This window comes from Rhizobium sp. 16-488-2b (assembly GCF_017741815.1).
In the GTDB taxonomy this organism is placed as follows: Bacteria; Pseudomonadota; Alphaproteobacteria; order Rhizobiales; family Rhizobiaceae; genus Rhizobium.
The window spans coordinates 176,590-201,740 of record NZ_JAGHMF010000007.1 but is presented as its reverse complement, the minus strand read 5'-3'; the positions used below and the strand labels follow the sequence as shown (position 1 = coordinate 201,740).

The window sequence follows — 25,151 nt, the reverse complement described above, 5'->3', positions numbered from 1 at the left end:
CCAAGCTCCGCGGCAGTTTGGCTGCATGAGGCATATTGATGAAGGTCGCGGTCAACTTTAAAGAGGACGTATCGTTCTTCTCCGGAGTTCCGCCATGCCCCTCCTCACCCGCCGCAACCTTCTGAAGGCTTCCGCCGTCGCCGGCGCTTACGGGATGGGCATCGGCATCGCGGGCAAGTTCGGCATGGCGGAGGCGGCACCCGAGCCGCAGGTCTTGAAAGCGCTGAAGACGCAGGCGACGTTGACCGACGCCGGCGTGACCAAGAACATCATGACTTGGGATGCTGTGGGGGGTGACGCGCATGGCGGTGCGGCGATGCCGCCGGTGCTCCGGATGACCAAGGGCAAGCCCTATGCGGCGCGGCTGACCAACACGCTCGACGAACCCACCACCATCCACTGGCATGGCCTGCGCATTCCCAACAAGATGGACGGCGTGCCGTTCATGACGCAGCCCTATGTCTATACCGGCGACAGCTTCGACTACGCCTTCACGCCGCCCGATGCCGGCACCTTCTGGTATCATCCGCACTGCAACACGCTGGCGCAAATGGGCCAGGGCATGACCGGCGTGATCGTGGTCGAGGATGCGGCCGACCCGACATTCGATTCCGAAGTGGTGCTGAACCTGCGCGACTGGCGCCTCGGCGGCGACGGCCAGTTCATCGCAGCGTTCCGACCGCGCGATGCGGCGAAGACCGGCACCTACGGCACGGTGCGCACCGCGAACTGGCACCAGGAACCGCAATATGACGCGCCGGCCGGCGGCCTGATCCGCCTGCGCGTTGCCGTCACCGATGTCACGCGCATCTTCTCGCTGAAGATGGAGGGTGCCGAGGCCACCGTGATCGCGATCGACGGCAATCCCGTGCCGAAGCGCTTCCCTCTCGACCTGTTGCTGATCGGCCCCGGCCAGCGCCTCGATCTTGCCGTTCGGATGCCCGATACCGAAGGCGCGGTTGCGACGCTGGAGGACATTCGCGGGACCACGCCGAAAACAATCGCCAAGCTGCGTTCGGTGGGCACCTCGCTGAAGCGCAATGTCGGCGATCTCGCAGCGCTCGTCGCGAACCCAGTCGCCAAGGCCGACCTCTCCTCGGCGGAAAAAATCTCGGTTGTTCTCAGCGCCACCGCCGAGAATGCGCCCGTCGACAGCATCTGCGGCACGCTGGGCTACAGCTTCTGGGCCATCAACAAGGTGCCGTGGCCGGGCGACACGAGCGACCCGACTGCACCGCTTTCGGAACTGAAGCTCGGCAAGAGCTATATCCTGCAGCTGGAGAACGTGACGCCGCATACGCATCCGATCCATCTGCACGGGATGAGCTTCACTGTGCTTTCATCGTCCACGCGGGAGGTGATTCCGCTCGTCACCGACACCTATCTGGTACAGCCGGACGAGAAGGTACAGCTCGCCTTCGTCGCCGACAATCTCGGCGATTGGCTGTTGCATTGCCACATCATCGAGCATCAGAAGACCGGCATGACGAGTTATGTCAAGGTTGTTTGACCAGTCTTTGCCGGTAGCGGTTGACATATTGGGCCGAAAGGAGAAGGAAAGGTTCAACTATGTCTATCCTGCGAATGAATTGAGATGATTGAAACAACCGCCGATTTGGAGGCGGCCTGCATCGAGCTGGCCAAGTCAGAATTCATTACTATCGACACCGAGTTTCTGCGAGAGACGACGTTCTGGCCGGAACTTTGCTTGATCCAGATGGCAAGCCCGACGACGGAAGTGATTGTCGATCCTCTGGCGAAGGGGCTCGACCTGAAGCCTTTCTTCGAGCTGATGGCCAATGCCAGCGTGCTGAAAGTATTCCACGCCGCGCGCCAGGATATCGAAATCATCTACAACCGGGGCGGCCTCATTCCGCATCCGATCTTCGACACGCAGGTTGCGGCGATGGTCTGCGGCTTCGGTGATTCCGTCTCCTACGACCAGCTGGTCAGCCGCACCAAGGGCGTGCAGATCGACAAGTCCTCGCGCTTCACCGACTGGAGCCGCCGTCCGCTTTCCGAAAAGCAGCTCGACTATGCGCTGGCCGACGTGACGCATCTGCGCGACGTCTATCTCTATCTCAAGGCAGAGCTCGAGCGCGAAGGCCGCTCCTTGTGGCTCTCCGAGGAGATGGATGTGCTCGAGGCGAAAGAGACCTACGACATTCATCCCGACGATGCGTGGCAGCGCCTGAAGATGCGCCTGCGCAAGCCGCAGGAGCTTGCCGTGCTGAAATACGTGGCCGCGTGGCGCGAGCGTGAAGCGCGCAGCCGCAACGTGCCGCGTTCGCGCGTCATCAAGGACGACGCGATCTATGAGATCGCCCAGCAGCAGCCGAAGGACGCCGAAGCACTTGGCCGCCTGCGCACCATCCCGAAGGGTTGGGAACGGTCGTCTGCCGGTGCCGCCGTCGTCGAGGCGGTGAATACGGCCCTCGCGCTGCCGAAGGCCGAGATGCCGCATGCGCCGAGACAGACCCAGGCGCCGGAGGGAGCCGCGGCCGCAGCCGAGCTCCTGAAGGTTCTGTTGAAGCTGATCTCGGAAAAGCACGGCGTCGCGCCCAAGGTGATCGCCAACAGCGAGGATCTGGACAAGATCGCCGCCGAGGGCGAAAATGCCGATGTGGGCGCGCTGCGCGGCTGGCGCCGCGAGCTGTTCGGCGATCCCGCCCTGCAGCTGATCAAGGGCGACGTCGCGTTGCGCTTCGTCGGCAAAAAGGTCGAGACGGTCGCTCTGTAAGTCGCGACGCAAATTTTGCGTCGCCTCGATTGAGGCCATAACTGCGCCCAATCATTCAGCTAAATCTTTTCGGACGGAATATCCAATCCCCTTCCGAAAGGGCTTTCGCGCGGCTACATTGCTTGAGACGCACGCTGGCCAAGGCTGAACGAAAAGACCCTTATGAGAGAAGTATCCCCAGTCCAGAACTGGCTTCTGATCATGCTCGTCATGGCGGGAAGCGGCGTACTCTACAGCGTCATGTTCTTCCAGGACAGCCGCCCGCTCATCGGCGCCGTCTTCGCATTGTGCATGGGTATGCCGATCATCGCCTTCGAGCGAAAGGTGATTTTTCGCGGACTGCGCAACCGGGTTGAAGCGCTGCCGACGCTGACCTTCTTCCTCGCGGAGCTTTTCATCTACGAAGTGCTGATGAGCATCGGCTTCGCTGCCGCCGGCCTTTCGCTATGGGGAACCGGCATCGTCATCCCCCATTCCTGGGTCGACATGGTGGTGCTGCCGTTCAATGCGTTTCTTTACGCGCTTGCGGTCTGCTCGCTGATGATCTTTGTTCTCAGAGTTCGCGAGTTGCTGGGCCGCGAAGTGTTCACCAGCATGCTCATCAGCCGCTACCGCAAGCCGGTCAGCGAAGAGCGGGTGTTTCTCTTCATCGACCTCGTCGATTCAACGACCTTCGCGGAGAAGCATGGCGATCTGCGCGCGCAGCAGATGCTGAGCTCGCTGTTTGCGGCCTTCGCCGAGCCGGTGCGCAAATACAAGGGAACGATCGTCGACTATGTCGGCGATGCCGCCATCATTACCTGGCCGCTGGACCGTGGCGTCAAATTCGCGCGCTGCGTCAACTGTATCTTCGACATCATCAATGCGATCGAAGCGGATGCCGAGAGCTGGCTGACGACCTATGGGCAGGTGCCGAGGCTGCGGGCGGCGCTGCATGGCGGAAGCATCATCACCGCGGAAATCGGTATCGACCATCACAAGATCACCTATTTCGGCGACACCATCAACACGGCATCGCGGCTCGAATCGCTCTGCAAGACGCTGAACCGCTCGGTGCTGATATCGACCGACCTCGCCCAGCGGATCCAGCTGCCGGCCAAGGTAGTGGCGGAGGATCTCGGCCAGCATGCGGTCAAAGGACGCGGACAGAGCCTCGGCGTGATCTCGCTCGTCAAGGCGGACGACCGCATAGCGTCACCAAAGCTTCACGCGGGTGTCAAAGCGCCGACATGAGAGGCCTGCTAATCGAAGCCCGCATTCCATCACATGGGGGTTTCGATGAAAAATGCTCTTCTTGCTTCCGTTTCATTTGTTCTTTTGATCTCCGGCTCGGCCATGGCCGACCAGCCGCAATTTCCCGCAAAGCTCGCCGGCCAGGCTATTCTGCCGGCGAACACCATGGTGCCGGCTCCCGCCGACGCGCCTGAATTCCTTAAGCACTCCGGCAAATTCACGACGCCGGATCGCAAGCGCACCGAGGCGCTCGGCACCGTTCCGGGCAAGGACGGCGCGCGCGTGACCGACCTCAAGCTTCCCTTCGACGGTCAGCCGATCCAGGGCTTCTCCGGCATCAAGACCATGGAAGACGGCACATTCTGGACGCTTTCCGACAACGGCTTCGGCTCGAAGGCCAACTCCAGCGACGCCATGCTTTTCCTGCATCAGGTGAAGTTCGATTGGGCCACCGGCAAGGTCGAGGTCGTCAAGAACCTGTTCCTGTCCGATCCCGACAAGAGGGCACCCTTCCCGATCGTGCTTGAAGGTGCGGAGAAGCGCTACCTCACAGGCGCTGATTTCGACATCGAGTCCATCCAGCCCGTCGCCGACGGTTTCTGGATCGGCGAGGAGTTCGGGCCCTACATCCTGAAGTTCGACACCGAAGGCAAGCTGACCGACGTCGTATCGACCGTGGTCAACGGCAAGCCGGTACTGTCGCCCGACAACCCGACGCTCTCGGTTCCGGCAAACCCGGTTGCCAAGATGCCCGCCTTCAACGTGAAGCGTTCCGGCGGCTTCGAAGGCCTTGCGATGTCGAAGGATGGCAGCAAGCTCTACGGCCTGCTCGAAGGCCCGCTCTTCCAGGACGACGGCAAGGTCGAGGCGGTCGATGGCCGCACGGGCCTGCGCATCGTTGAATTCGACACGGCGGCCAAGAACTGGACCGGCCGCAGCTGGCTCTACCCGCTGGAAGAAAAGGGCATTGCGATCGGCGACTTCAACATGCTCGACGACACCACCGCGCTGGTGATCGAGCGTGACAACGGCGCCGGCAGCAAGGACAAGGCTTGCGCCGATCCCAAGCAGCCGAAGGCCGATTGCTTCGAGGCTCCCGCCGAGCTGAAGCGCATCTACAAGATCGAGTTCAACGACGCCAACGCAAACGGCGCCGTTCGCAAGATCGGCTATATCGACCTTCTCGATATCAAGGATCCAGACAACAAGAAGAAGGCCGGCACCAAGGATGGCGTTTACGACATGCCGTTCGTGACGATCGAAAACGTCGACCGCGTCGATGCCACCCATATCGTGGTCGGCAACGACAACAACCTGCCCTTCTCGGCCGGCCGCGCCGTCGACAAGGCTGACGACAACGAGTTCAGCCTGCTCGAAGTCGGCGAACTGCTGAACGCCAAGTAAGCATCGATCGAAATCAAGACGGCCCCCGTTCGAGAAAGCGGGGGCCGTTTTGTTGGTATGGGATTGAGCGGCGGAGCGCTATTCGAAGCGGAAAGCCAGGCGCTTGTTGGTGAGCTTCGCAAGCTGCTGCAGGCGGCCATCGAGACGCTCGCCGGCGAAATCGCGATACTCCGAGGGCACGACGAATTCGAGGTCGAGATCGGGATCGTTGGATTTGCGGAAGGTCAGATTGCGGACGATGCCGGGCATCGAGGCCGAGAACAGGTAGACGACGCGCAGCATGCCGCCGAGCAGCTTGGCGCGCTCGACATATTGCGGTGTCGCGATCGTTGCCAGCGGGCTGGTCGCGCCGTCGTCGTGCAGGCCTTCGAAGCGGTAGTAATTGGCAAGCGCGATGAAGGCGCGGCCGGGATGGCTGATGCCGACGAAGGATGTGTGGGCGATGATGTTCAGCGCCTGCAGGCCGCGATAATCGGGATGGGCGCGCCAGCTGATGTCGGCAAGCAGGCAGGCGGCCTGGCGATAGCGGGCTTCTTCCGGCGTCTCCAGGATATCGAAGAACGGCATCATCCGGCCGGTCCATTCCGAGAGCTCGCGGGCATGTTCGGGCGAGCGGGCACGCAGGATCGCCAGCTCGCGAGCCGCTTCCAGCAGCGGATCGGCACGGCGTTCGCTTTCGGACAGCAGCGAGTAGAGATAGCCCTCGCGCACGCCCTGCCCTGAGAAGGAGATCACCGAGGGCTTCATGACGCTCAGCACTTCCTTCATCGCAACGGCGCCGAAGGGCAGCAATGCGCGGCGGTACTTCGAAACCGCCATCCAGGCGGGGTCCTTGGAGTCCCTCGCGGCATCGACCTGATCGAGAAACAGCATCATCTGCTCAAGCGAGATCTCGTAGCCCTGCATCATGTGCAGCGGATAGTTGGTCATCTCCATGTGCAGCTTGGCGATGTTTCGCCAGGTGCCGCCGACGGCGTAGAACGTGCGCCCTTCGCCCTTGGCCAGTAGCTTGGAGATGGTCTTCACGTGCTTGCGGGCGAAAGTGCGGGCCTTCTCCATCGATCCGCCGGCATATTCCGACAGACGCAGGCCGCCGAGCGGCAGCGTCACGCCCTGGCCGAGTTCCTTGCCCTTGATATCGATCAGCTCCAGAGAGCCGCCGCCGAGGTCACCGGCGATACCATCCGGCGTGTAGAAACCGCTGACGATGCCGAGCGCGGAGAACTTGGCCTCTTCCTCGCCCGAGAGAACGCGCACCTTGCGCTGCAGGATGGTTTCGGCGCGATGAATGAAGTCGGGGCCATTCGATGCCTCGCGGGCAGCGGCCGTCGCCAGCACATACATGGTGGCCGCGCGTGCCTGATCGGACAGCGCCTTGAAGCGATGCAGAGCGGAAAGCGCACGTTCGACGCTGGCCTCGTCCATCTTGCCGGTGAGCGCTATGCCCTTACCGAGACCGCAGAGAACCTTTTCGTTGAAAAGGATCGTGGGCGATCTCGACAAGCCTTCATAGATGACCACACGGATCGAGTTCGACCCGATATCGACAACGGAGACCGGGGCAATCCCTGGAAGGCGCCCCTGGGCTTCTGATTCAACCATGCAGGTCCAGTTTTATCGTTTCGTGCGGCCGGAAAGAAGGCCGGCGATCAGCTTTGGCGCACTGGATTTCAACGCTTCACCACGGCCCGAAAGGCTGGGATTGGTCATGAAATACTGTTGCGCGTTGAACGGCTCCTCGCCCTTGCGCACCTCCATGCGCCTTGACGTTCCGTCGGCCAATATCTCGTAGCTTTGTTGATTGTCAATGAGGTTGCCCAGCATGATCTGTGACAAAACCTGCTCGTGCACGGTCGGATTGATGAGCGGAACCAGCGTTTCGACGCGGCGATCCAGATTTCTCGGCATCATGTCGGCCGAGCCGATATAAACCAGCGCCTTGTCGGATGGCAGACCGTGGCCGTTGCCGAAGCAGAAGATGCGGCTGTGCTCAAGGAAGCGGCCGACGATCGACTTGACGCGGATGTTTTCCGACAGGCCGGGAACTTGCGGGCGCAGGCAGCAGATGCCGCGGATGACGAGATCGATCTCAACGCCGGCGTGGCTCGCCGTATAGAGCGCATCGATGATTTCGGGATCGACGAGCGAGTTCATCTTCATCCAGATGGCCGCCGGCGCGCCGTTCTTGGCGTGCTTTATCTCTTCGTTGATGTGACGAAGGATGCGCGAGCGCAGTGTATAGGGCGAAACGGCGAGCTTCATGCTCTCCTCCGGCTCGCCATAGCCGGTGATGAAGTTGAAGATATTGGCCATGTCGTGGGCAATGACAGGATTGCAGGTGAAGAACGACAGGTCGGTATAAATCTTCGCGGTGATCGGGTGATAGTTGCCGGTGCCGAGATGGCAGTAGCTGCGCAGCTTGCCCTCTTCGCGGCGAACGACCAGCGACATCTTCGAGTGCGTCTTCAATTCGATGAAGCCGAAAACGACCTGCACGCCGGCGCGTTCGAGGTCGCGCGCCCAGCGGATGTTGGCCTCTTCGTCGAAACGCGCCTTCAGTTCGACAAGCGCCGTGACCGACTTGCCGGATTCAGCGGCGTCGATCAGCGCGCGGACGATCGGGCTGTCGTTGGAGGTGCGGTAGAGCGTCTGCTTTATCGCCAGGACGTCAGGATCGCGCGCAGCCTGGAGCAGAAACTGGACCACCACGTCGAAGGACTCGTAGGGGTGGTGAACCACCATGTCCTTTTCGCGAATGGCGGCGAAGCAATCGCCGGCGTGTTCGCGGACGCGTTCGGGAAATCGCGCATTGTAGGAGGGGAAGCGCAGATCGTCGCGCGGCGCCTTGGTGATCTCGGACAGCGTGTTCAGCGCAAGCAAGCCCGGCAGAACGGCGACGCGATTGTCGGGCACGTTGGTTGCCTGCACCACGAATTGGCGCAGCGAAGCCGGCATTTCAGAATCGGTTTCGAGGCGGATGACCGAACCGCGGCGACGGCGCTTCAGTGCGGTTTCGAAGAAGCGGACGAGATCCTCGGCTTCTTCTTCAACTTCGATATCGCTGTCGCGGATGATGCGGAATGTACCGGAACCCTGCACCTCATAGCCCGGGTAGAGCCGGTAGATGAAGATGTTGGCGACGTCCTCGAGCGTGATGTAACGGATCGTGTTGCCGTCATCGGGCAGACGTACGAAACGATCGAGCGCCGGCGGCAGGCGCAGCAGCGCCGTCATCGGCTCGCGGCCATTCTTGCTGACCAGCTGCAGGCCAATCGAGAAGCCGAGATTGGGGATGAAGGGGAATGGGTGCGCCGGGTCGATCGAGAGCGGCGTCAGCACCGGGAAGATCGCCTGCTCGAACTCTGTGGCGAGCCAGTTGCGATCGCTTTCGCTGAGCGCGCCGGGGCGGACGATCAGGATGTCTTCCTTGGCGAGGTACTGCTGCAGCACGGCCAGCGAGGCCTGCTGCTCCATCTGCAGATTGTCGATTTCCTGCAGGATGGATTCGAGCTGCTCGGCCGGCGTCTTGCCATCGGGCGTGCGCACAACGATGTTCTGGCGCACCTGGCCTTCGAGACCGGCAACGCGCACCATGAAGAATTCATCAAGATTGGCGGCCGAGATCGACAGGAAGCGAACGCGCTCAAGCAGCGGATGCTCAGTGTTCAGCGTTTCCTCAAGAACGCGGCGATTGAACTGCAGCCAGGAAAATTCGCGGTTGATGAAGCGCTCGGGGCTGGAGAGCAGTTCTTCAAGCGGAGGAACGTTCGCCTTGGTTTCGGGAGCCGTTTCCTGGTTTCCCGCGACTGCACTGTCCATCGTTCGATCGTCCCCTCATGATTGCGCCAAGCCGAATATATCAGTTTCACGACGGAACTGTGACAGTCAATCAGCCGGATCGGAATTGCCCAATTCATTCAACACTTCAGCGGCGAGCGCGCGCGTGATCTTGGTGCCGCGGGAGAGCGCCAATCGGTCAAGCCGCTCGACGATCGTCTGCGCGGCGTTCAGCGATCGCTCCATCCTGACGACAATATAGAGCACCAGTTTGTCATCTATATAAAGCTGGCGGTCGGCAAACAGCTTGACGATGACCTGAGACAGCAATTCCTCGTCCGGCTCGCCGATCTCGACGACGGTCGCGGCCTTGAGGCGAGAGCGCAGATCGGCCAGCTCGACCGGCCAGGACATCGGCCATAGACGGCTGGTCATCAGCAGGCTGTGGCCGTTTTCGCGCACGCTGTTGATGACGTGAAAGAGTTCGGTGTCGTCGAAGCCGAGGCGATCGACATCCTCAAACAAGACCGGGCCGTTGGCGGCGTTCACTGCCGCATTGGCGCCGGCCTTCGGATGGATAAGCGTGGCGCCGCTGTGATCCTTCCAGATATTGGCGAGGTGCGACTTGCCCGATCCGACCGGGCCGGCAAGGATGACGACCGGCGACGGCCAGTTCGGCCAGGCATCGACGATCTCGACAGCCGCCGCCAGCCGCTCGGAGATCAGCAGATCGTCACGACCGGTCGCGGCATCATGGGAAAAGGCCAAGGGCAGCTGCTCCACAGGCTTGCGCCTTGAGTCAGCGTTTTTCACGTCAGTCATTTCGGGCCAGCTTTTGTCTTCCGCACCGGGGTGGCCTTCGCCTCGCCCGCATACAGGTCGCTCTCAAGATATCGTGAAAGCGCAAAGCGAACAAGGACGCCGACGGCCGCAGCAGCCGGCACCGCGACCAGAAGGCCGACGAACCCAAATAGCGCGCCGAAAGCAAACAGCGCGAACATCAGCCAGACCGGATGCAGGCCGACGCTGTGGCCGACGAGCTTCGGCTGCAGGATGTTGCCTTCCATGAACTGACCGCTGAAGAAGACCGCGAGAACCGCGCCGACCCAGATATAGTCAGGCCAGAACTGCACGAGCGCCACGCCGACTGCGGCGATCAAGCCGACCGTGGAACCGACATAAGGAATGAAGCTGATCATGCCGGCAAAGAGGCCGATCAGCAGGCCGAAATTCAGCCCGACCAGCGACAGTCCGACCGCATACCAGATGCCGAGGATCAGGCAGAGCGACCCCTGCCCGCGAATGAAGCCGGCGATCGCCTGGTCGATCTCGCGCATGATCTGGTGGACGTTGGCGACATAATCGCGGGGCACATACTTGTCGATATTGGCGACCATCCGGTCCCAATCGAGCAGCATGTAGAAGGCGACAACTGGCGTCACGACCATCAGCGAGATCACATTGACGACAGCAAGGCCAGAGCTCCAGACCTGGCTGAACAGCCCGGTGAGCAGGCCGAAGCCCTGAGACAGGATTTCCGAGAAATTGTTCTTGATGGTGCCGAGCTGGTTCTTGATCCAATCCGGCAGCATCGAGTTCTGCTGCTTGGCAATGAAGGTCTGCAGCTGATCGATATAACCCGGCAGGCGGCCGGCGAAATCGGCGAACTGGCTGGCAAGGATCGGGATCAGGATCATCAGCGCCAGGACGATCAGGATGACGAAGGCGATCAGGATGACGATGGTCGCCATCAGACGGCTGAGGCCGAGCCTTTCCAGCCGGTCGGCCACCGGATCGAGGAAATAGGCGATCGCCATGCCGGCCAGGAACGGCAGCAGAATGGAGCTGAACACCAAGAGGAAGGCGATGAAGGCGGCGAGCACGAACAGCCAGAAGATAACCTGGCGCTTCAGACCGGCGCCGCTAACCTGGTGTGGCATCATGTTCTCCGCTGATCGAACGTCGGTATTTGCCGCATCGCAGCGATACGGCCTGCGAGCCACATAGGATGCACCCGCGAGAATGGTCAACCCCAGCGTCCAATTTCCCAGAAGCTCCGTTCAAAAGAGCGGGAAATTGGGGCTTTTGCCACGCAACGCCTTGCATAAAAGCCCCTGTCATGCAATTGCGACCCGCATGTGACGCGGGGATATTTCCCGCCCGACGACAGCCATCGGAGAGCAGTATGAGCCAGTCCGGAAAAAACGGTCTCACCTATAGCGATGCAGGCGTGGATATCGACGCTGGCAACCTTCTCGTCGAAAAGATCAAGCCCGCCGTACGCTCGACCCGCCGCCCCGGCGCGGATGGCGAAATCGGCGGCTTCGGCGGCCTGTTCGACCTCAAGGCAGCAGGCTTCACGGATCCGGTTCTGGTTGCGGCCAATGACGGCGTCGGCACCAAGCTGAAGATCGCGATCGGCGCCGACTATCACGACACCGTCGGCATCGACCTCGTCGCCATGTGCGTCAACGATCTCGTCGTCCAGGGCGCCGAACCGCTGTTCTTCCTCGACTACTTCGCAACCGGCAAGCTCGATCCGGACCAGGGTGCGGCGATCGTCGAAGGCATTGCCGCCGGCTGCCGCGACGCGGGCTGTGCGCTGATCGGCGGCGAGACCGCCGAGATGCCGGGCATGTATTCCTCCGGCGATTACGATCTGGCCGGCTTTGCCGTGGGTGCGGCCGAACGCGGCAAGCTGCTGCCTTCCGGCGATATCGGTGAAGGCGACGTCATCCTCGGCCTCGCATCCTCGGGCGTCCACTCGAACGGCTTCTCGCTGGTGCGCAAGATCGTCGGCCTTTCGGGCCTCGCCTGGGACGCGCCGGCACCGTTCGCAGATGGCAAGACGCTTGGTGAAGCGCTGCTGACCCCGACCCGCATCTATGTGAAGCAGCTCTTGAGCGTCATCCGCGAGACCGGCGCAATCAAGGCGCTGGCGCACATCACCGGCGGCGGCTTCCCCGAGAATATCCCGCGCGTGCTGCCTAAGCACCTCGCCGCCGAGATCGATCTTGCCGCCGTCAAGGTTCCGGCCGTGTTTTCCTGGCTGTCGAAGACCGGCGGCGTGGAAGCAAACGAGATGCTGCGCACCTTCAACTGCGGCATCGGCATGATCGCCGTCGTCTCCGCCGAGAATGCCGACACCGTCATTTCGGCGCTGGAAGCCCAGGGCGAAAGCGTCGTGCGGCTCGGCCGGATGATCGCGCGCGCTGAAGGCGCTCACGGCACGCTCTACAAGGGCACGCTCGCCATATGACGTCTCCGCGCAAACGCGTCGTCGTCTTCATCTCGGGCGGCGGCTCCAACATGCTGGCGCTGGTCGCTGCGGCGAAAGATCAGGATTTCCCGGCCGAAATCGTCGGCGTGATCTCCGACAAGCCGGATGCTGGTGGACTTGCCAAGGCGGCCGCCGAGGGCATCGCGACCTTCGCCTTTTCGCGCAAGGACTACGCCAGCAAGGAAGCGCACGAGGAGGCGATCTTCGCAGCGCTGGACGCGCTGTCGCCCGACATTCTCTGCCTGGCGGGCTATATGCGTCTCCTGAGCGGGGCGTTCATCCAGCGCTACGAAGGGAAGATGATCAACATCCACCCTTCCCTGCTGCCGCTATTCCCCGGCCTGCACACGCACCAGCGCGCCATCGACGCCGGCATGCGGATCGCCGGCTGCACGGTGCATTTCGTCACCGAGGGCATGGATGAAGGTCCTGTTATCGGCCAGGCGGCAGTGCCTGTACTCTCCGACGACACGACCGACACGCTGGCGGCACGCGTGCTCACCGTCGAGCACAAGATTTATCCGCAAGCGCTGAGGCTGTTTGCCGAGGGCAAGGTGCGAATGGACGGTGGCAAGGCTGTTAGGACGGCCGATGCGTCCGACGCCACCGCAACCGGTGCCGTGATCTCCGCCTGATTGACCGACGAGATTATGCAGATCATCATGTGCGTGGCCCACGGAGCGACGCCATGACTGTTACCGTCAATATCGATGAAGCGAGCCTTCCCGAACTTCTTGCCAAGGTCGAAGCCGGCGAGGAGGTCGTTATCCTGCGCGATGGTTTGCCGGTGGCGAGGTTGGCCCCTGTCGTGGCGGATCGCGAAAAGCGCAGGCAGGCCATCGAGGCCGTCCTTGCCTTCCGGAAAACCATGCCAAGCATTACAGCGGAAGAAATTGCCGAGTGGAAGGCGACGGGCCGGCGATGACGGCCAAATTCGTCGTCGATTCATCTGTCGTGTGCAGCTGGGTTTTGCCAGACGAAAGCTCGCCGATCGCGGCTGCCGCATTCGTCCATCTGCAAACCTCCGACGCAATCGCTCCCGACTTATTGTGGCACGAAGTGCGCAATGTGTTGATGATGGCGAGAAGGCGCAATCGGATCGACTTCGACAAGGCCCGTGAAGGTGTGAAACTTTTGCGCGGACTGAGCATCTTCACGCAGCGGTCGCCGGGCGATGACACAATTCTTGGCTTGGCGGAGCGACACCGGTTGACCGCCTACGACGCGGCTTACCTCGCATTGGCAATTCAAACAAAACTGCCACTCGCCACTTTGGACAAGCAACTGATCGAAGCAGCGGCACGCGAAAACGCACCGCTGCTCACTTGATCGGATCACCCCCTACGCCGCGATCGCCCGCGGCTGGTGCAGCGTGCCGTCGCTGTAGACGAAGCGGCCGCCGCGGAAGGTGGCGCGGATGCGGTGGATGTCGCCGGCTTCGACGACTACCAGATCGGCGCGCTGGCCGATGGCGATTTCGCCGCGGTCGGTGAGGCCGGCAGAGCGGGCGGCGTTTTTGGTTGCCATGGCAACGGCGGTCGGCAGGTTGGTGGCCTCGGCGATCTTGAAGATGCCCGGCACGAAGGCGGCCGGATGATAGTCGGCGGCGATGACGGAGAGGACGCCGGCGCGGGCGGCATCGAGCGCGCTCAGATTGCCCGACATAGACTGGCCGCGCAGCGCATTCGGCGCGCCCATCAGCGTCCAGAGGCCACGGCGGCGCGCTTCCTCGGCTGCCGGCAGCGTTACCGGGAATTCGCTGATCGTGACGCCCATTGCATGCATCTCAGCCACCTTCTCGGCGCTATCGTCGTCATGCGAGGCGAGCGACAGCTTGTGGCGCAGCGACAGGTCGACGATATGGCGAAGCGTGGTCTCGATCTCCGGATTGTCACGCATGGCGATGCGCTTGGCGACCATCTCGGCGGCCATTTCCTCGGAGATGGCACGGCGCTCGGCCATGCTCAGGATATAGCTCTGGATGTCGTTGTACTGGCCCTGCCCCGGCGTATGGTCGGTCAGCGACACCATGTCGACATGGCCGGCATCCAGCAGCTTTTCAAGCGCCGGGGCCGCGCCGACATTGGTGATCTCGTAACGCGCATGAACGCGGTGATCGATCAGGAGGCTGTCCTTGAAGCGGCTGACGCCCTCGATGACGGCGCAGGTGGTTTCCAGCGAGCGGACATGGCCGTAGACGCTTTCGGTCGCGAAGGAGACTGCGGCGTAGGCGGTCGTCACGCCGTGGGCGGCGAGCTTCTTGTCGAGTTCGTGGATGGAAAAGCCGATCGGCATCATGGCGTTGGGACGCGGCGCGATCTCGCGCTCGATCATGTCGCCGTGGAGATCGACGAACCCCGGCATCAGCAGGCGGCCATCGCCATCGATTGCCGCATTGGCGACCGTCTCCGGGCGGATCTCGGCGATGACGCCATCCTCGATGCGCACCGAGCCGTTGTTCACGACCTCATCCGGCAGAACGATCGTGAAATTGCTGAGCCACATCGGCTTTCTCCTCATATCAGGCAATTATGACAGGCTGGAGCCGATAGCCCCGATTCATGACATGCGAATGAATGCCTTAGGGCTTATTCAAGGCAGCCCTATTCAGCGCCGCCCATTGCAGCAGAATGATCGTCTTGAAGTCGATAATCTCGCCGCTGGCAATCATCGCCACTGCCTCATCGAGCGGGATTTCGACGACTTCGATGTCCTCGTGCTCCTCGGCCAAGCCACCGCCTTCGGAGACACGGTCTTCGGTGTCTATCGAGGCCGAGAAGAAGTGGACGAGTTCGGCGTTGGCGCCGGGCGAGCTGTAGGCCTTGAACAGGAAACGGACATCGCGGACGCGGAAGCCGGTCTCCTCGATCGCTTCGCGGCGGATGGCGGCCTCAGGCTCATCGCCATCGAGCAGGCCGGCCGGCGTTTCCAGCATCCACGCCGGCTCGCCGTGGAGGTAGACGGGCAGACGGAACTGGCGGACGAGGACGACGGTGTCGCGCTTCGGGTCGTGCAGCAGGATCGTGGCGGCGGGGGTGCGGTGGTAGATCTCGCGGTGGATGCGGTGCGTTTCGCCATCGGAGTTGGTGTAATCGACCTCGTAGGTGCTGAGCCGCGTCCAGCCATCCGAGAGCGTCCTTTCCTGGATGATCTCGGCCTTCGCCTTTTCAAATTTCGTCATGCCGCATCCTTGCGAAGCCAAACCTTGTTGTCGTGGACGGCGGCGCCGCCATAGGGCGCGACGGGATCGGCGCCGGTCAAAACGTTGATGCCTTCACCATCCACATGCGCCTTGTTCGGCCACAGGCCCTCGGCGATCAGCACGCCCGGTTTCACCTCGGTCGTCAGCTTGGCATGCAGGCGGACTTCGCCTCTCGCATTGCCGACCTGGACGAGATCGCCGTGGGCGATGTCTTGGGCTTCCGCATCGGCGGGATTGATCATGAGCTCCGGTCGTCCTTCCTTCTGACGCGAGGTCTTGGTCTCGGCGAAGCTGGAGTTCAGGAAGTTGCGGGCGGGCGATGTGGCGAGGCGGAACGGATGCTCGGCATCGGCGACTTCAATCACGTCGACCTGATCCGGGAACGGCGGCAGCTCCGGATAAGGGCCAAGCAGGCCGACGGCTTCCGGCGGGCGGTTCGGCGCCGGCTGGTTGCGCCAATCGGGACGAAAGTGGAAGCGGCCGTCTGGATGGGCGAAGCCGTTGATGAAATGCGCGTCGTCGAAATCGGGCTGGCGGTCGAACCATTTGTGCTCGAGGAAATGGTCGTAGCCGGGGAGTTCGCTCGATTGGAGAACGCGGTCGATCATCTCGCGCGCGGTGAAGCCGAAGCCAGGACGATCGGCAACGCCGAGGCGCTTGGCCAGCTCCTCGATGACGAAGAGATTGGTGCGCACCGTTTCCGGCGGCTCGACCAGCTTCGGGCCGAGCAGAATGTGGTTCTGGCCACCGGCGCGATAGATATCGTCATGTTCGACGAACATGGTGGCGGGGATGACGATATCGGCCATCTCGGCGGTATCGGTCATGAACTGCTCGTGGACGGCGACGAAGAGATCGTCGCGGGCGAAACCGCGCTTCACCAGCCGCTGCTCGGGCGCGATATTAACAGGGTTGGTGTTCTGGATCAGCATGGCGGTGACGGGGCCGCGATGGCGGAGCGCCACGGCGTCACCCGTCAAGGCGCGGCCGATCTGCGACTGGTCGATCATGCGGATGTCGGCATCCTTCATCGACTTGCCGGTCAGTTCCGCGTTGTTCATGCGGAAGATGTCGCTGTTTGAGTGGAAGGCGCCGCCGCCTTCATATTGCCACGAGCCGAGAACGGTTGCGACCGAGGCTGCCGCATGCATGGCGACCGCGCCGTTGCGCTGGCGGGTGAAGCCGTAGCCGAGACGAAAGAAGGTCTTCTTTGTCGTGCCGACGAGTTTGCCGAAGGCCTCGATCTCCTCGACCGAAAGCCCGGTGATGGCGGCGGCCCATTCCGGCGTCTTCGTTTTCAGATGCGCTTCGAGGCCAGCGGGATCGTCAGCATATTTCGCCATATAGGCGCGGTCGGCATAGCCGTCACGGAAGGCGATATGCATGGCGGCGCAGGCGAGCGCTGCATCGGTGCCCGGTTTGAGGATCAGCGCCAGATCGGCCTGCTTCATCGTCGGGCTGTCGTAGATATCGATGACGACGATCTTGGCGCCGCGTTCCTTGCGCGCCTTGATCGCGTGGGTCATGACGTTGACCTGCGTGGCGACGGCGTTGGTGCCCCAGATGACGACGCAATCGGTGCGCGCCATTTCGCGCGGATCCGGGCCTCTGAGCACGCCAGTCGCCATAGTGAAGCCGGTCCAGGCCGGGTTTGTGCAGATCGACGAGAAGAAGCCGGAATAACGCTTGGCATGGCGCAGGCGGTCGATGCTGTCGCGCTGTACCCAGCCCATGGTGCCGGCGTAGTAATAGGGCCAGATCGCCTCGCTGCCATCCTTGGCCTCGGCTTTGACGAAGGCTTCGGCGATTTCATCAAGCGCGGCGTCCCAGGAGATCTGCTGCCACTGCCCTGCCCCCTTGGCGCCCTTGCGGCGCAGCGGGTGCATCAGGCGGTCTGGGTGATAGAGGCGCTCGGCGTATCGGGCGACCTTGGCGCAGATCACGCCCGAGGTGTAGCTGTGGTCGTTTGCCCCGCGCACGCGGCCGATCCGCCCATCATCCGTGACCTCCACCTCCAGCGCGCAGGTGGAGGGACAGTCGTGCGGACAGGCGGTGTGGCCGATCCGGACGGAGGACTTCGGGGATTTGGCTTCGATGGGGGTCGCAATGTTCATGGAGTTTCTATATTCCAACCGGAAACCGGCCAAAAGCCGGAAACGACGTCCCCCACGCGAATTCATGTAGGCATCAGCGAAAATGAACTACCGCCACATCTACCATGCGGGCAACTTTGCCGATGTCCTAAAGCACGCGGTTCTCGCGCGTCTCGTCCGCTACATGCAGAAGAAGGATGCGGGCTTCCGCGTGCTCGACACGCATGCCGGCATCGGGCTCTACGATCTTTCCTCGGAAGAGGCGCAGAAGACAGGCGAATGGCGCGAAGGGATCGGCAAGATCATGGAGGCCGAGCTTTCGCCGCAGGTGGCCGAATTGCTGGAACCCTACCTGACCGCGATCCGCGAGCTCAATCCTGACGGCGGCATGCGCTACTATCCCGGCTCGCCGAAGCTCTCGCGCATGCTGTTCCGTCCGCAGGACCGGCTTTCGGCGATGGAGCTACATCCCGAGGATTTCCAGCGGCTGCATCGCCTGTTCGAAGGCGACCATCATGCCCGCATCACCGAACTCGACGGCTGGCTGTCGCTTGGCGCGCATCTGCCGCCGAAGGAGAAGCGCGGCATCGTGCTTGTCGATCCGCCCTTCGAGGAAGGCGGCGAGTACGAGCGGCTGGTCGATGGTCTCGCCAAGGCCTATCGCCGCTTTCCCGGCGGCACATACTGCCTCTGGTATCCGATCAAGAAGGGTGCGCCGATCAAGGAATTCCACGAGGCGCTGCAGGCGCTGGACATTCCGAAGACACTCTGCGCCGAGCTCACCGTGCGCAGCGACCGGGGGATGGTGACCGGACTGACCGGCTCGGGGCTGATCATCGTCAACCCGCCCTATACGCTCAAGGACGAGCTGCACCAGCTGCTGCCAGCGCTCAGGGATCACATGGCGCAGGACCGCTATGCCTCGCACCGGGCGTTCTGGCTGCGCGGTGAAAACAAGGCCGTGAAAGAGGATTGACCGACTCTTTGCGGCACGAAATAGTCCGGCCACATTGCAAGTCCGTTGCCAGGCATTTTGAAAGAGACCGATGATGAAGATCCTTTGCGCGCCCGCCTCCCCCTATTCCAGCAAGGTCCGGATGGCCGCGCGCTATCTTGAGCTAGACGCGACCGAGATCCGTGTCGATACCAATGCCGGCCCCGCGATCCTCGTCGACAACAATCCGCTGGGCAAGATCCCGACCGTGCTGACGGATGACGGCGTGTCTGTCTTCGACAGCGTCGCGATCATGCATTATTTCGGCCGCCTCAAGGGCAAGCAGCTCTATCCGTCGAAGAACGGCAAGCGCACGGAAGCAGAGGTGCTGGAAGCCCTTTGCGACGGCATTTGCGACTGCCTGCTCGCCATCGTCTATGAGCGCCGCTTTCGCGACGAGGAAAAGATCCACCAGCCGTGGATCGACCGGCAGTGGAAGAAGGTCATCAGCGGCCTCAATCACCTGAGCGTCCACCTGCCGAAGATCGGCAAGAAGCTGCATGGCGGCCACTTCTCGCTGGCGGCAACGCTGGGGTATCTCGACCTGCGCTTTCATGGCCAGTGGGAGGCCGAGCACTCCGAGCTGATCGGCTGGCTCAGGACCTTCGAGAAGAAGTTCCCCGCCTATGCGGAGCTCAAGCCTCAGGGCTGAGCGCGATCGCGCTCCGCTTTCACGAAATCGATGAAGGCGCGCAACGCCGTCGGCAGCTGCCGGCGGCTCGGATAATAGAGGAAGAAGCCCGGATAATAGGGGCACCAATCCTCAAGCACCCGCACCAATTTGCCCGTCTCGATCTCGTCACGCACCTGATCCTCGAACAGATAACCCAGCCCGTCGCCCTGCAACACGGCGTCGCGCATGATGTCTTGGTCGCCTAGCGTCAGCGGGCCCCGCACCTCGATCTCCAACTCGATGCCGCCGCGTTCGAATTCCCAATGATAGAAGGCGCCGCCAGCAAAGCGGAACCGGATGCAGACGTGGTCTTTCAGATCATGCGGCGTCTGCGGCCTGCCCCTGCCCTCGAAATAGCCCGGCGTACCGACGACCGCGAAGCTGTGGCGCGGCCCGATGGGGACCGCGATCATATCCGCCGCGATGCTTTCGCCGAAGCGTATGCCCGCATCGAAGCCTGACGAGACCATGTCGACAAGGGCATCATCGATGACGATATCGACCTCGACGGACGGATGAGCTTTCAGGAAGCGCGAGGCGATCGGCAGCAGCACGAGCTTGGCGGCGGCGCGGGGTGTGTTGATGCGCAGCTTGCCGTAGGGCTGACCGCGGAAGGTGTCGAGATCATCCAGTGCGGCGTCGATATCGAGGAAGGCCGGGCGAATGCGATCGAAAAGCCGCTCGCCTGCCTCCGTCAGCGCCACGCCACGAGTGGTTCGGTTGACGAGGCGGACTTCCAGCCGCTCCTCGATCGCTCTCAGCGCGTGGCTCAGCGCCGAAGGCGTGACGGCGAGCTCTACGGCGGCCTTGCGAAAGCTTCGGTGATTGGCGATCGCCAGGAAGATCGCAAGATCGGTCGAGCGCACACGTTTCATTGATGAGTATTTCTCACTAGCTCATGGAGTAGAAGGTAAATTCTCTCATCTATGCCCATAGGCTAGTTTCGGGGTGTCAGCAAATCACAACCCGAAAGGAAAACGTCATGCGTGTTTGGTTCATCACTGGTGCGTCGCGCGGTTTCGGCGCCCTTATCACCCAGGAAGCTCTCAATGCCGGCGATGCCGTCGTCGCCACGGCGCGCAATCCGAAAGGTCTGCAGGAAAAATTCCAGAATCATTCGAATCTGTTGACGGTCGCGCTTGATGTGACGGATGAAGCCTCGGCGCACGCCGCCGCCGAGCAGGCCGTCAAGCGCTTCGGCCGGATCGACATCCTGCTCAACAATGCCGGCTTCGGCCTGCTGGGTGCCGTTGAAGAGGCGACCAACGACGAGATCGAGAAGCTCTACGCGGCCAATGTCTTCGGCCTGCTGAAGGTGACGCGCGCGGTGCTGCCGCATATGCGCCGCCAGCGTTCCGGCCATATCCTCAACATCTCGTCGATCGGCGGCTATGTCTCACATGCCGGCTGGGGCGTCTATTGCTCGACCAAGTTCGCGGTCGAAGGACTGACGGAAGCGCTTGCCGCCGAGGTCGCGCCGCTCGGCATCAAGGCGACAGTCGTCGAACCCGGCTTCTTCCGCACCGACTTCCTCGACGAAACCTCGCTGTCAGTCAGCCCAAGCTCGATCGCCGACTACGCCGAGACACCTGTGGGAGCGATGCGCGACTTTGCCGCCAGCCATAACCACCAGCAGCCAGGCGACCCTGCCCGCTTCGCCAAGGCGATGATCACACTGGCGCATTCCGACAATCCGCCGCTGCGCATGCCCTTCGGCAGCGACACGGTGGCTGCGATCGAGAAGAAGAACGCAAGCGTTGCCGAGGAGCTGGCCGCATGGCGGGAACTCGCGGTGTCGACGGACTTTCCCGAGGGGGAATGACGCCCCAAACGAAACGCAACAAAAAAGCCGGAGCGATGCCCCGGCTTTTTTCATTTCCCTGATCGGATGATCAGAACTTCATGCCGATACCGACCTTGACGCTGTGCTCGTCATAGCCGCGCGAGATGTTCGCGCCGCCGACGTTGAAGTCGTTCTTCTGGTAGTCGGTGTAGCGGTATTCGATACGAGCCGTGATGTTGTTGGTCACCATGGCTTCGGCACCGGCGCCGACCGTGTAGCCCAGAGCACTGTCGCTGTCGGAACCAGCGGCGTTGCTGAACTTGTTCTTGGTGGCGGCCAGACCAGCCGTACCATAGAACAGGAAGGGGTTCAGGTCGTAACCAATACGACCGCGGATCGAGCCGTTGACTTCGTTCTTGGCAGTGCCGCCGTCGACAGCGCCGTCAGCGCCGGAGTAGCCGATGTCACCTTCGACACCGTATACGATCTGGCCCTGCTGCCAGTTGTAACCGCTGTAGATCTGGCCGCCGAAAGCGCGAGCGTTATAGTCGTGAGCGAAGCCGCCCATGTTGTAGGTGCCGGCGCCACCGAGATAGAAGCCCTGCCAGTTGCCGGTCGGGGCAACGTCGTTCTGGGCGACCGGGGCTTCCGGGATCTGATCGACGGCATCGGCCGCGTAAGCAGCGGAAAAGCCACCAAGGGCAACGGTCGAAACCAACAGGCTAGCAATAAACGTACGCATACTCATCTCCTTATCGAACCCGCGCCCTTCATCAACTGTGTTAACGTGAAGCATTCGCGAGCAATTACGCATGTCCCTTTCGGATCGAGAGGGAAATTGATGCGCAAATGAGGATTTGGAAGAGCCAAAATGTGATTTGATTGTGGCTTAGGGGTGGCTGAAATTCGATGTTGCTTTATCGCAACAAACACTTCATTAACCCTAACCAAGCGTTAAATCATGAATACTTATTTTATCGAATTATATTCTTAAATAATACGTACAATATCCGAGTTCTGTGCGCAATCAAGACGCCTATTTATAAGATCTGATCGGCCGCCTATATAAGCACCGCAGAGATTTGCGGGATGAAGAGGCAGGATTTTGAGCGAGACAAGACTTCGAACAGCGTTGGTGACGGGCTCGGCCAAGAGAATAGGCCGTGCGATAGTCGAAGATCTTGCAGCGAGCGGCTTCTCGGTTGCGATCCACGCGAATGGTTCCATCGCCGAGGCGGAAAATTTTGCGGCAGAATTGCGGCAAGAGGGCAAAAACGCGATCGCGCTTCACGCCGATTTGAAGAATGCCGAAGCCACCAACGGACTGATAAAAAAGGCGTTTGAGGCGCTTGGACCGCTCGATTTGCTCGTCAACAACGCCTCGGCCTTCCATAATGATTCGGCACACCACTTTGACGCTGCAGCCTGGGACGATCATTTCGCGCTGCACGTGCGCGCGCCGTCCATATTGTCTTCCGCCTTTGCCGAGCAGCTCCCGAAGGGTGCCGCGGGGCTGATCGTCAACATCATCGACCAGCGGGTTTGGGCGCTCAATCCGGGCTTCTATTCCTATACATTGTCCAAGGCGGCGCTGTGGACTGCGACGCAGACGATGGCGCAGAGCTTCGCGCCACGTATTCGCGTCAACGCGCTCGGGCCGGGGCCGACGGTTCGAAGTGCTAGACAGAGCGAAGAGGACTTCCAGCAGCAGGTCGACGGCCTTATCATGAAGGCGGGGCCGGGATTCGGCGAATTCGGACGGACGATCCGCTTCCTCTATGATACGCCCTCCATCACCGGCCAAATGATTGCCCTCGACGGCGGCCAGCATCTTGCCTGGCAGACGCCCGATGTGGCGGAGATTACGGAATGAATTCAAGGAAGCTGCCGGATGGCGGCGTTCTTTACGACGAAAATGACGAGATCGACGACGATATCGAGGTGGAAAGCGAAAGCTCTGCCTCGCCCGTTGGCGCGCCGGTTGCTTCTGCCATCGACTGGAACGAAGGCGGCAGCAACGAGACCGGGCTTGTCGGCGCGGACCTGATCGCGGAATTCGTCAAGCGGCTGCCGAACAGCCCCGGCGTCTATCGCATGTTCAACGAGGCCGGCGACGTTCTCTATGTCGGCAAGGCACGCAGCCTGAAGAAGCGCGTGAGCAATTACGCCCTCGGCCGCGTGCACTCCAACCGCATCGCGCAGATGGTGCGGCAGACCGCGCATATGGAGTTCGTGACGACACGCACGGAGATCGAGGCGCTTCTGCTCGAAGCGAATCTGATCAAGCGGTTGCGGCCGCGCTTTAACGTGCTTTTGCGCGACGACAAGTCGTTTCCCTATATCCTGATATCGGGCGACCATCGTGCGCCTGCGATCCTGAAACATCGCGGCGCGCGCGCCCGCAAGGGCGATTATTTCGGCCCCTTCGCTTCGGCGGGCGCCGTCGGCCGCACGATCAACTCGCTGCAACGCGCATTCCTGATCCGCACCTGCACCGACAGCGTGTTCGAGACGCGCACGCGCCCTTGTCTACTCTACCAGATCAAGCGCTGTTCGGCGCCCTGCACGCATGAGATCAGCGATGCGGGGTATGGCGAACTGGTGCAGGAGGCGAAGGACTTCCTTTCCGGCAAGAGCCAGAAGGTGAAGGCGCATATGGCCGAGGCGATGAACCAGGCGGCCGAGGATCTCGATTTCGAACAAGCCGCCGTTTATCGCGACCGCCTCGCCTCGCTGTCGCATGTCTCCAGCCACCAGGGCATCAACCCTGCCGGTGTCGAGGAGGCCGATGTCTTCGCGATCTATCACGAGGGCGGGATTTCCTGCATCCAGGTGTTCTTCTTCCGCACCGGGCAGAACTGGGGCAACCGTGCCTATTTCCCGAAGGCCGATCCGCAGCTGACGGGCGCCGAAGTGCTGAGCGCCTTCCTGGCGCAGTTCTACGACGACAAGCCGGTGCCGAAGCAGATCCTGCTTTCGGAAACGGTGGACGAGATGGAACTGCTCGCCGCCGCCTTCGCCGAAAAGGCCGGGCACAAGATTTCGGTGCTGGTGCCGCAGCGCGGCGAAAAGCGCGATCTGGTCGACCATGTGATGGGCAATGCGCGCGAGGCGCATGGGCGCAAGCTCGCGGAAACCGCGTCGCAATCGCGGCTGCTCGAAGGCTTCAAAGATACGTTCAAGCTCTCCTACGTGCCGCAGCGCGTCGAGATCTACGACAACTCGCATATCATGGGTACGAATGCCGTCGGTGGCATGGTGGTCGCGGGGCCGGAGGGTTTTGTGAAGAACCAGTATCGCAAGTTCAACATCAAATCGACCGACATCACGCCCGGCGACGACTTCGGCATGATGCGCGAGGTGATGACGAGGCGCTTCACGCGCCTGCTCAAGGAAGAGGGCATTCCCGACAGAAGCCAGCCGGTCGCGGCCGCGGATGCCGCCGACATGCCCTTCCCGGCATGGCCCGACGTGATCCTGATCGACGGCGGTCAGGGGCAGATGACGGCGGTGCGGGCGATCCTGGAGGAACTCGGGATCACCGATAGTGTCACCGCCATCGGCGTCGCCAAGGGCGTCGACCGCGAGGCGGGACGCGAGCGCTTCTTCCTGCCCGGCGGCGAAAACTTCACGCTGCCGCCGCGCGATCCGGTGCTCTACTTCACCCAGCGCATGCGCGACGAGGCGCACCGCTTCGCCATCGGCTCGCACCGGGCGCGGCGCAAGAAGGAGATGGTCAAGAACCCACTCGACGAGATCGGCGGCATCGGCCCATCACGCAAACGTGCGCTGCTCCAGCATTTCGGAACGGCGAAGGCCGTTTCGCGGGCTGCTTTGTCGGATTTGATGGCCGTCGAAGGCATTTCGGAGACGGTCGCCAAGCAGGTTTACAATCATTTTCACGACGACGCCGCGAAATAGGTGGCGTCGGTCGCAAATTCCACGCAAAGGCAGCGAAAAAACAGAAAGAAT

The 25,151-nt window shown here is 61.7% G+C and carries 22 protein-coding genes; 13 read left to right on the top strand and 9 right to left on the bottom strand.

Annotated features, from left to right (window positions below; translation table 11 throughout):
• Positions 1-94 precede the first annotated feature (94 nt).
• The 4 genes from J5286_RS07170 to J5286_RS07155 all read left to right on the top strand — a co-directional run bounded on the left by J5286_RS07170 (position 95) and on the right by J5286_RS07155 (position 5,377).
• Positions 95-1,510, top strand: a complete 1,416-nt coding sequence (locus tag J5286_RS07170) for a multicopper oxidase family protein (RefSeq protein WP_209189799.1) — start codon at positions 95-97, stop codon at positions 1,508-1,510.
• Positions 1,511-1,594: 84 nt separating this feature from the next.
• On the top strand, positions 1,595-2,740 hold the full coding sequence (gene rnd / locus J5286_RS07165; protein WP_209189798.1) for a ribonuclease D: 1,146 nt from the start codon (positions 1,595-1,597) through the stop codon (positions 2,738-2,740).
• A gap of 162 nt (positions 2,741-2,902) precedes the next feature.
• The gene (locus J5286_RS07160; RefSeq protein ID WP_209189797.1) at positions 2,903-3,973 is read left to right on the top strand and encodes an adenylate/guanylate cyclase domain-containing protein; all 1,071 of its coding nucleotides are present in this window, start codon (positions 2,903-2,905) and stop codon (positions 3,971-3,973) included.
• A 45-nt stretch (positions 3,974-4,018) separates the two neighbouring features.
• The gene (locus J5286_RS07155; protein WP_209189796.1) at positions 4,019-5,377 is read left to right on the top strand and encodes an esterase-like activity of phytase family protein; all 1,359 of its coding nucleotides are present in this window, start codon (positions 4,019-4,021) and stop codon (positions 5,375-5,377) included.
• A gap of 78 nt (positions 5,378-5,455) precedes the next feature.
• Here the strand turns inward: J5286_RS07155 and ppx are convergent, their stop codons facing one another.
• From ppx to J5286_RS07135, 4 genes are all read right to left on the bottom strand, one after another.
• On the bottom strand, positions 5,456-6,979 hold the full coding sequence (gene ppx / locus J5286_RS07150; RefSeq protein ID WP_209189795.1) for an exopolyphosphatase: 1,524 nt from the start codon (positions 6,977-6,979) through the stop codon (positions 5,456-5,458).
• A gap of 12 nt (positions 6,980-6,991) precedes the next feature.
• The gene (locus J5286_RS07145) at positions 6,992-9,196 is read right to left on the bottom strand and encodes an RNA degradosome polyphosphate kinase (RefSeq protein ID WP_047513236.1); all 2,205 of its coding nucleotides are present in this window, start codon (positions 9,194-9,196) and stop codon (positions 6,992-6,994) included.
• 66 nt (positions 9,197-9,262) lie between these two features.
• Complete coding sequence (hdaA, locus tag J5286_RS07140; RefSeq protein ID WP_209189794.1) at positions 9,263-9,976, bottom strand: DnaA regulatory inactivator HdaA; 714 nt, start codon at positions 9,974-9,976, stop codon at positions 9,263-9,265.
• Positions 9,973-11,094, bottom strand: coding sequence for an AI-2E family transporter (locus J5286_RS07135; RefSeq protein ID WP_112941290.1), 1,122 nt, complete (start codon positions 11,092-11,094; stop codon positions 9,973-9,975). The genes hdaA and J5286_RS07135 overlap by 4 nt, the downstream gene beginning before the upstream one ends.
• 245 nt (positions 11,095-11,339) lie before the next feature.
• Here J5286_RS07135 and purM point away from each other — a divergent pair, with 245 nt between their 5' ends.
• The 4 genes from purM to J5286_RS07115 are packed head-to-tail and all read left to right on the top strand — an operon-like array spanning position 11,340 to position 13,763.
• Complete coding sequence (gene purM / locus J5286_RS07130) at positions 11,340-12,413, top strand: phosphoribosylformylglycinamidine cyclo-ligase (RefSeq protein ID WP_209189793.1); 1,074 nt, start codon at positions 11,340-11,342, stop codon at positions 12,411-12,413.
• Positions 12,410-13,069, top strand: coding sequence for a phosphoribosylglycinamide formyltransferase (gene purN, locus J5286_RS07125; protein ID WP_209189792.1), 660 nt, complete (start codon positions 12,410-12,412; stop codon positions 13,067-13,069). Before purM ends, purN begins: the two co-directional genes overlap by 4 nt.
• A 53-nt stretch (positions 13,070-13,122) precedes the next feature.
• Positions 13,123-13,359 carry a type II toxin-antitoxin system Phd/YefM family antitoxin gene (locus J5286_RS07120; protein ID WP_209189791.1) on the top strand — a complete coding sequence of 79 codons (237 nt, stop codon included), beginning with the start codon at positions 13,123-13,125 and terminating at the stop codon, positions 13,357-13,359.
• Positions 13,356-13,763 (top strand): type II toxin-antitoxin system VapC family toxin, encoded by a 408-nt coding sequence (locus J5286_RS07115; RefSeq protein ID WP_209189790.1) that lies wholly within the window; start codon positions 13,356-13,358, stop codon positions 13,761-13,763. The genes J5286_RS07120 and J5286_RS07115 overlap by 4 nt, the downstream gene beginning before the upstream one ends.
• Positions 13,764-13,775: 12 nt before the next feature.
• On the opposite strand, the gene J5286_RS07110 is transcribed toward J5286_RS07115, so the two are convergent.
• The 3 genes from J5286_RS07110 to J5286_RS07100 form a co-directional block, all read right to left on the bottom strand.
• The gene (locus tag J5286_RS07110) at positions 13,776-14,939 is read right to left on the bottom strand and encodes an alpha-D-ribose 1-methylphosphonate 5-triphosphate diphosphatase (RefSeq protein ID WP_209189789.1); all 1,164 of its coding nucleotides are present in this window, start codon (positions 14,937-14,939) and stop codon (positions 13,776-13,778) included.
• Between the two features lie 76 nt (positions 14,940-15,015).
• Positions 15,016-15,615 (bottom strand): NUDIX domain-containing protein, encoded by a 600-nt coding sequence (locus J5286_RS07105; RefSeq protein ID WP_209189788.1) that lies wholly within the window; start codon positions 15,613-15,615, stop codon positions 15,016-15,018.
• Positions 15,612-17,816: a molybdopterin-containing oxidoreductase family protein gene (locus J5286_RS07100; RefSeq protein WP_209189787.1), complete on the bottom strand. Its 2,205-nt coding sequence runs from the start codon at positions 17,814-17,816 to the stop codon at positions 15,612-15,614. Before J5286_RS07100 ends, J5286_RS07105 begins: the two co-directional genes overlap by 4 nt.
• A gap of 16 nt (positions 17,817-17,832) precedes the next feature.
• Between J5286_RS07100 and J5286_RS07095 the strand changes: the two genes are divergently transcribed.
• Together J5286_RS07095 and J5286_RS07090 are read left to right on the top strand one after the other, a co-directional pair.
• A complete protein-coding gene (locus J5286_RS07095; protein ID WP_209189786.1) occupies positions 17,833-18,705 on the top strand; it encodes a 23S rRNA (adenine(2030)-N(6))-methyltransferase RlmJ in 873 nt (290 codons plus the stop codon).
• A 73-nt stretch (positions 18,706-18,778) separates the two neighbouring features.
• A complete protein-coding gene (locus J5286_RS07090) occupies positions 18,779-19,375 on the top strand; it encodes a glutathione S-transferase family protein (RefSeq protein WP_209189785.1) in 597 nt (198 codons plus the stop codon).
• Here J5286_RS07090 and J5286_RS07085 read toward each other — a convergent pair.
• Positions 19,366-20,271 carry a LysR family transcriptional regulator gene (locus tag J5286_RS07085; protein ID WP_209189784.1) on the bottom strand — a complete coding sequence of 302 codons (906 nt, stop codon included), beginning with the start codon at positions 20,269-20,271 and terminating at the stop codon, positions 19,366-19,368. The two genes, J5286_RS07090 and J5286_RS07085, sit on opposite strands and share 10 nt — an antisense overlap.
• A gap of 107 nt (positions 20,272-20,378) precedes the next feature.
• Between J5286_RS07085 and J5286_RS07080 the strand changes: the two genes are divergently transcribed.
• The gene (locus J5286_RS07080) at positions 20,379-21,218 is read left to right on the top strand and encodes an oxidoreductase (RefSeq protein WP_209189783.1); all 840 of its coding nucleotides are present in this window, start codon (positions 20,379-20,381) and stop codon (positions 21,216-21,218) included.
• A 70-nt stretch (positions 21,219-21,288) separates the two neighbouring features.
• On the opposite strand, the gene J5286_RS07075 is transcribed toward J5286_RS07080, so the two are convergent.
• Entirely contained in the window at positions 21,289-21,921 is a 633-nt protein-coding gene (locus J5286_RS07075) for an outer membrane protein (RefSeq protein WP_209189782.1), read from the bottom strand.
• Between the two features lie 363 nt (positions 21,922-22,284).
• Between J5286_RS07075 and J5286_RS07070 the strand changes: the two genes are divergently transcribed.
• On the top strand, positions 22,285-23,052 hold the full coding sequence (locus J5286_RS07070; protein ID WP_209189781.1) for an SDR family oxidoreductase: 768 nt from the start codon (positions 22,285-22,287) through the stop codon (positions 23,050-23,052).
• On the top strand, positions 23,049-25,100 hold the full coding sequence (gene uvrC / locus J5286_RS07065) for an excinuclease ABC subunit UvrC (RefSeq protein ID WP_209189780.1): 2,052 nt from the start codon (positions 23,049-23,051) through the stop codon (positions 25,098-25,100). The genes J5286_RS07070 and uvrC overlap by 4 nt, the downstream gene beginning before the upstream one ends.
• The last annotated feature ends 51 nt before the right edge of the window (positions 25,101-25,151 follow it).

Bases quoted from the DNA above. Each gene is read 5' to 3' on its own strand.
- J5286_RS07100 (WP_209189787.1), bottom strand. From the start codon at position 17,816: ATGAATTCGCGTGGGGGACGTCGTTTCCGGCTTTTGGCCGGTTTCCGG.
- J5286_RS07090 (WP_209189785.1), top strand. From the start codon at position 18,779: ATGAAGATCCTTTGCGCGCCCGCCTCCCCCTATTCCAGCAAGGTCCGG.
- purM (WP_209189793.1), top strand. From the start codon at position 11,340: ATGAGCCAGTCCGGAAAAAACGGTCTCACCTATAGCGATGCAGGCGTG.
- ppx (WP_209189795.1), bottom strand. From the start codon at position 6,979: ATGGTTGAATCAGAAGCCCAGGGGCGCCTTCCAGGGATTGCCCCGGTC.
- J5286_RS07075 (WP_209189782.1), bottom strand. From the start codon at position 21,921: ATGCGTACGTTTATTGCTAGCCTGTTGGTTTCGACCGTTGCCCTTGGT.
- J5286_RS07085 (WP_209189784.1), bottom strand. From the start codon at position 20,271: ATGAAACGTGTGCGCTCGACCGATCTTGCGATCTTCCTGGCGATCGCC.
- J5286_RS07105 (WP_209189788.1), bottom strand. From the start codon at position 15,615: ATGACGAAATTTGAAAAGGCGAAGGCCGAGATCATCCAGGAAAGGACG.
- J5286_RS07170 (WP_209189799.1), top strand. From the start codon at position 95: ATGCCCCTCCTCACCCGCCGCAACCTTCTGAAGGCTTCCGCCGTCGCC.
- purN (WP_209189792.1), top strand. From the start codon at position 12,410: ATGACGTCTCCGCGCAAACGCGTCGTCGTCTTCATCTCGGGCGGCGGC.
- J5286_RS07160 (WP_209189797.1), top strand. From the start codon at position 2,903: ATGAGAGAAGTATCCCCAGTCCAGAACTGGCTTCTGATCATGCTCGTC.
- J5286_RS07155 (WP_209189796.1), top strand. From the start codon at position 4,019: ATGAAAAATGCTCTTCTTGCTTCCGTTTCATTTGTTCTTTTGATCTCC.
- J5286_RS07145 (WP_047513236.1), bottom strand. From the start codon at position 9,196: ATGGACAGTGCAGTCGCGGGAAACCAGGAAACGGCTCCCGAAACCAAG.
- J5286_RS07135 (WP_112941290.1), bottom strand. From the start codon at position 11,094: ATGCCACACCAGGTTAGCGGCGCCGGTCTGAAGCGCCAGGTTATCTTC.
- J5286_RS07080 (WP_209189783.1), top strand. From the start codon at position 20,379: ATGCGTGTTTGGTTCATCACTGGTGCGTCGCGCGGTTTCGGCGCCCTT.
- rnd (WP_209189798.1), top strand. From the start codon at position 1,595: ATGATTGAAACAACCGCCGATTTGGAGGCGGCCTGCATCGAGCTGGCC.
- uvrC (WP_209189780.1), top strand. From the start codon at position 23,049: ATGAATTCAAGGAAGCTGCCGGATGGCGGCGTTCTTTACGACGAAAAT.
- J5286_RS07095 (WP_209189786.1), top strand. From the start codon at position 17,833: ATGAACTACCGCCACATCTACCATGCGGGCAACTTTGCCGATGTCCTA.
- J5286_RS07120 (WP_209189791.1), top strand. From the start codon at position 13,123: ATGACTGTTACCGTCAATATCGATGAAGCGAGCCTTCCCGAACTTCTT.
- J5286_RS07115 (WP_209189790.1), top strand. From the start codon at position 13,356: ATGACGGCCAAATTCGTCGTCGATTCATCTGTCGTGTGCAGCTGGGTT.
- hdaA (WP_209189794.1), bottom strand. From the start codon at position 9,976: ATGACTGACGTGAAAAACGCTGACTCAAGGCGCAAGCCTGTGGAGCAG.
- J5286_RS07110 (WP_209189789.1), bottom strand. From the start codon at position 14,939: ATGTGGCTCAGCAATTTCACGATCGTTCTGCCGGATGAGGTCGTGAAC.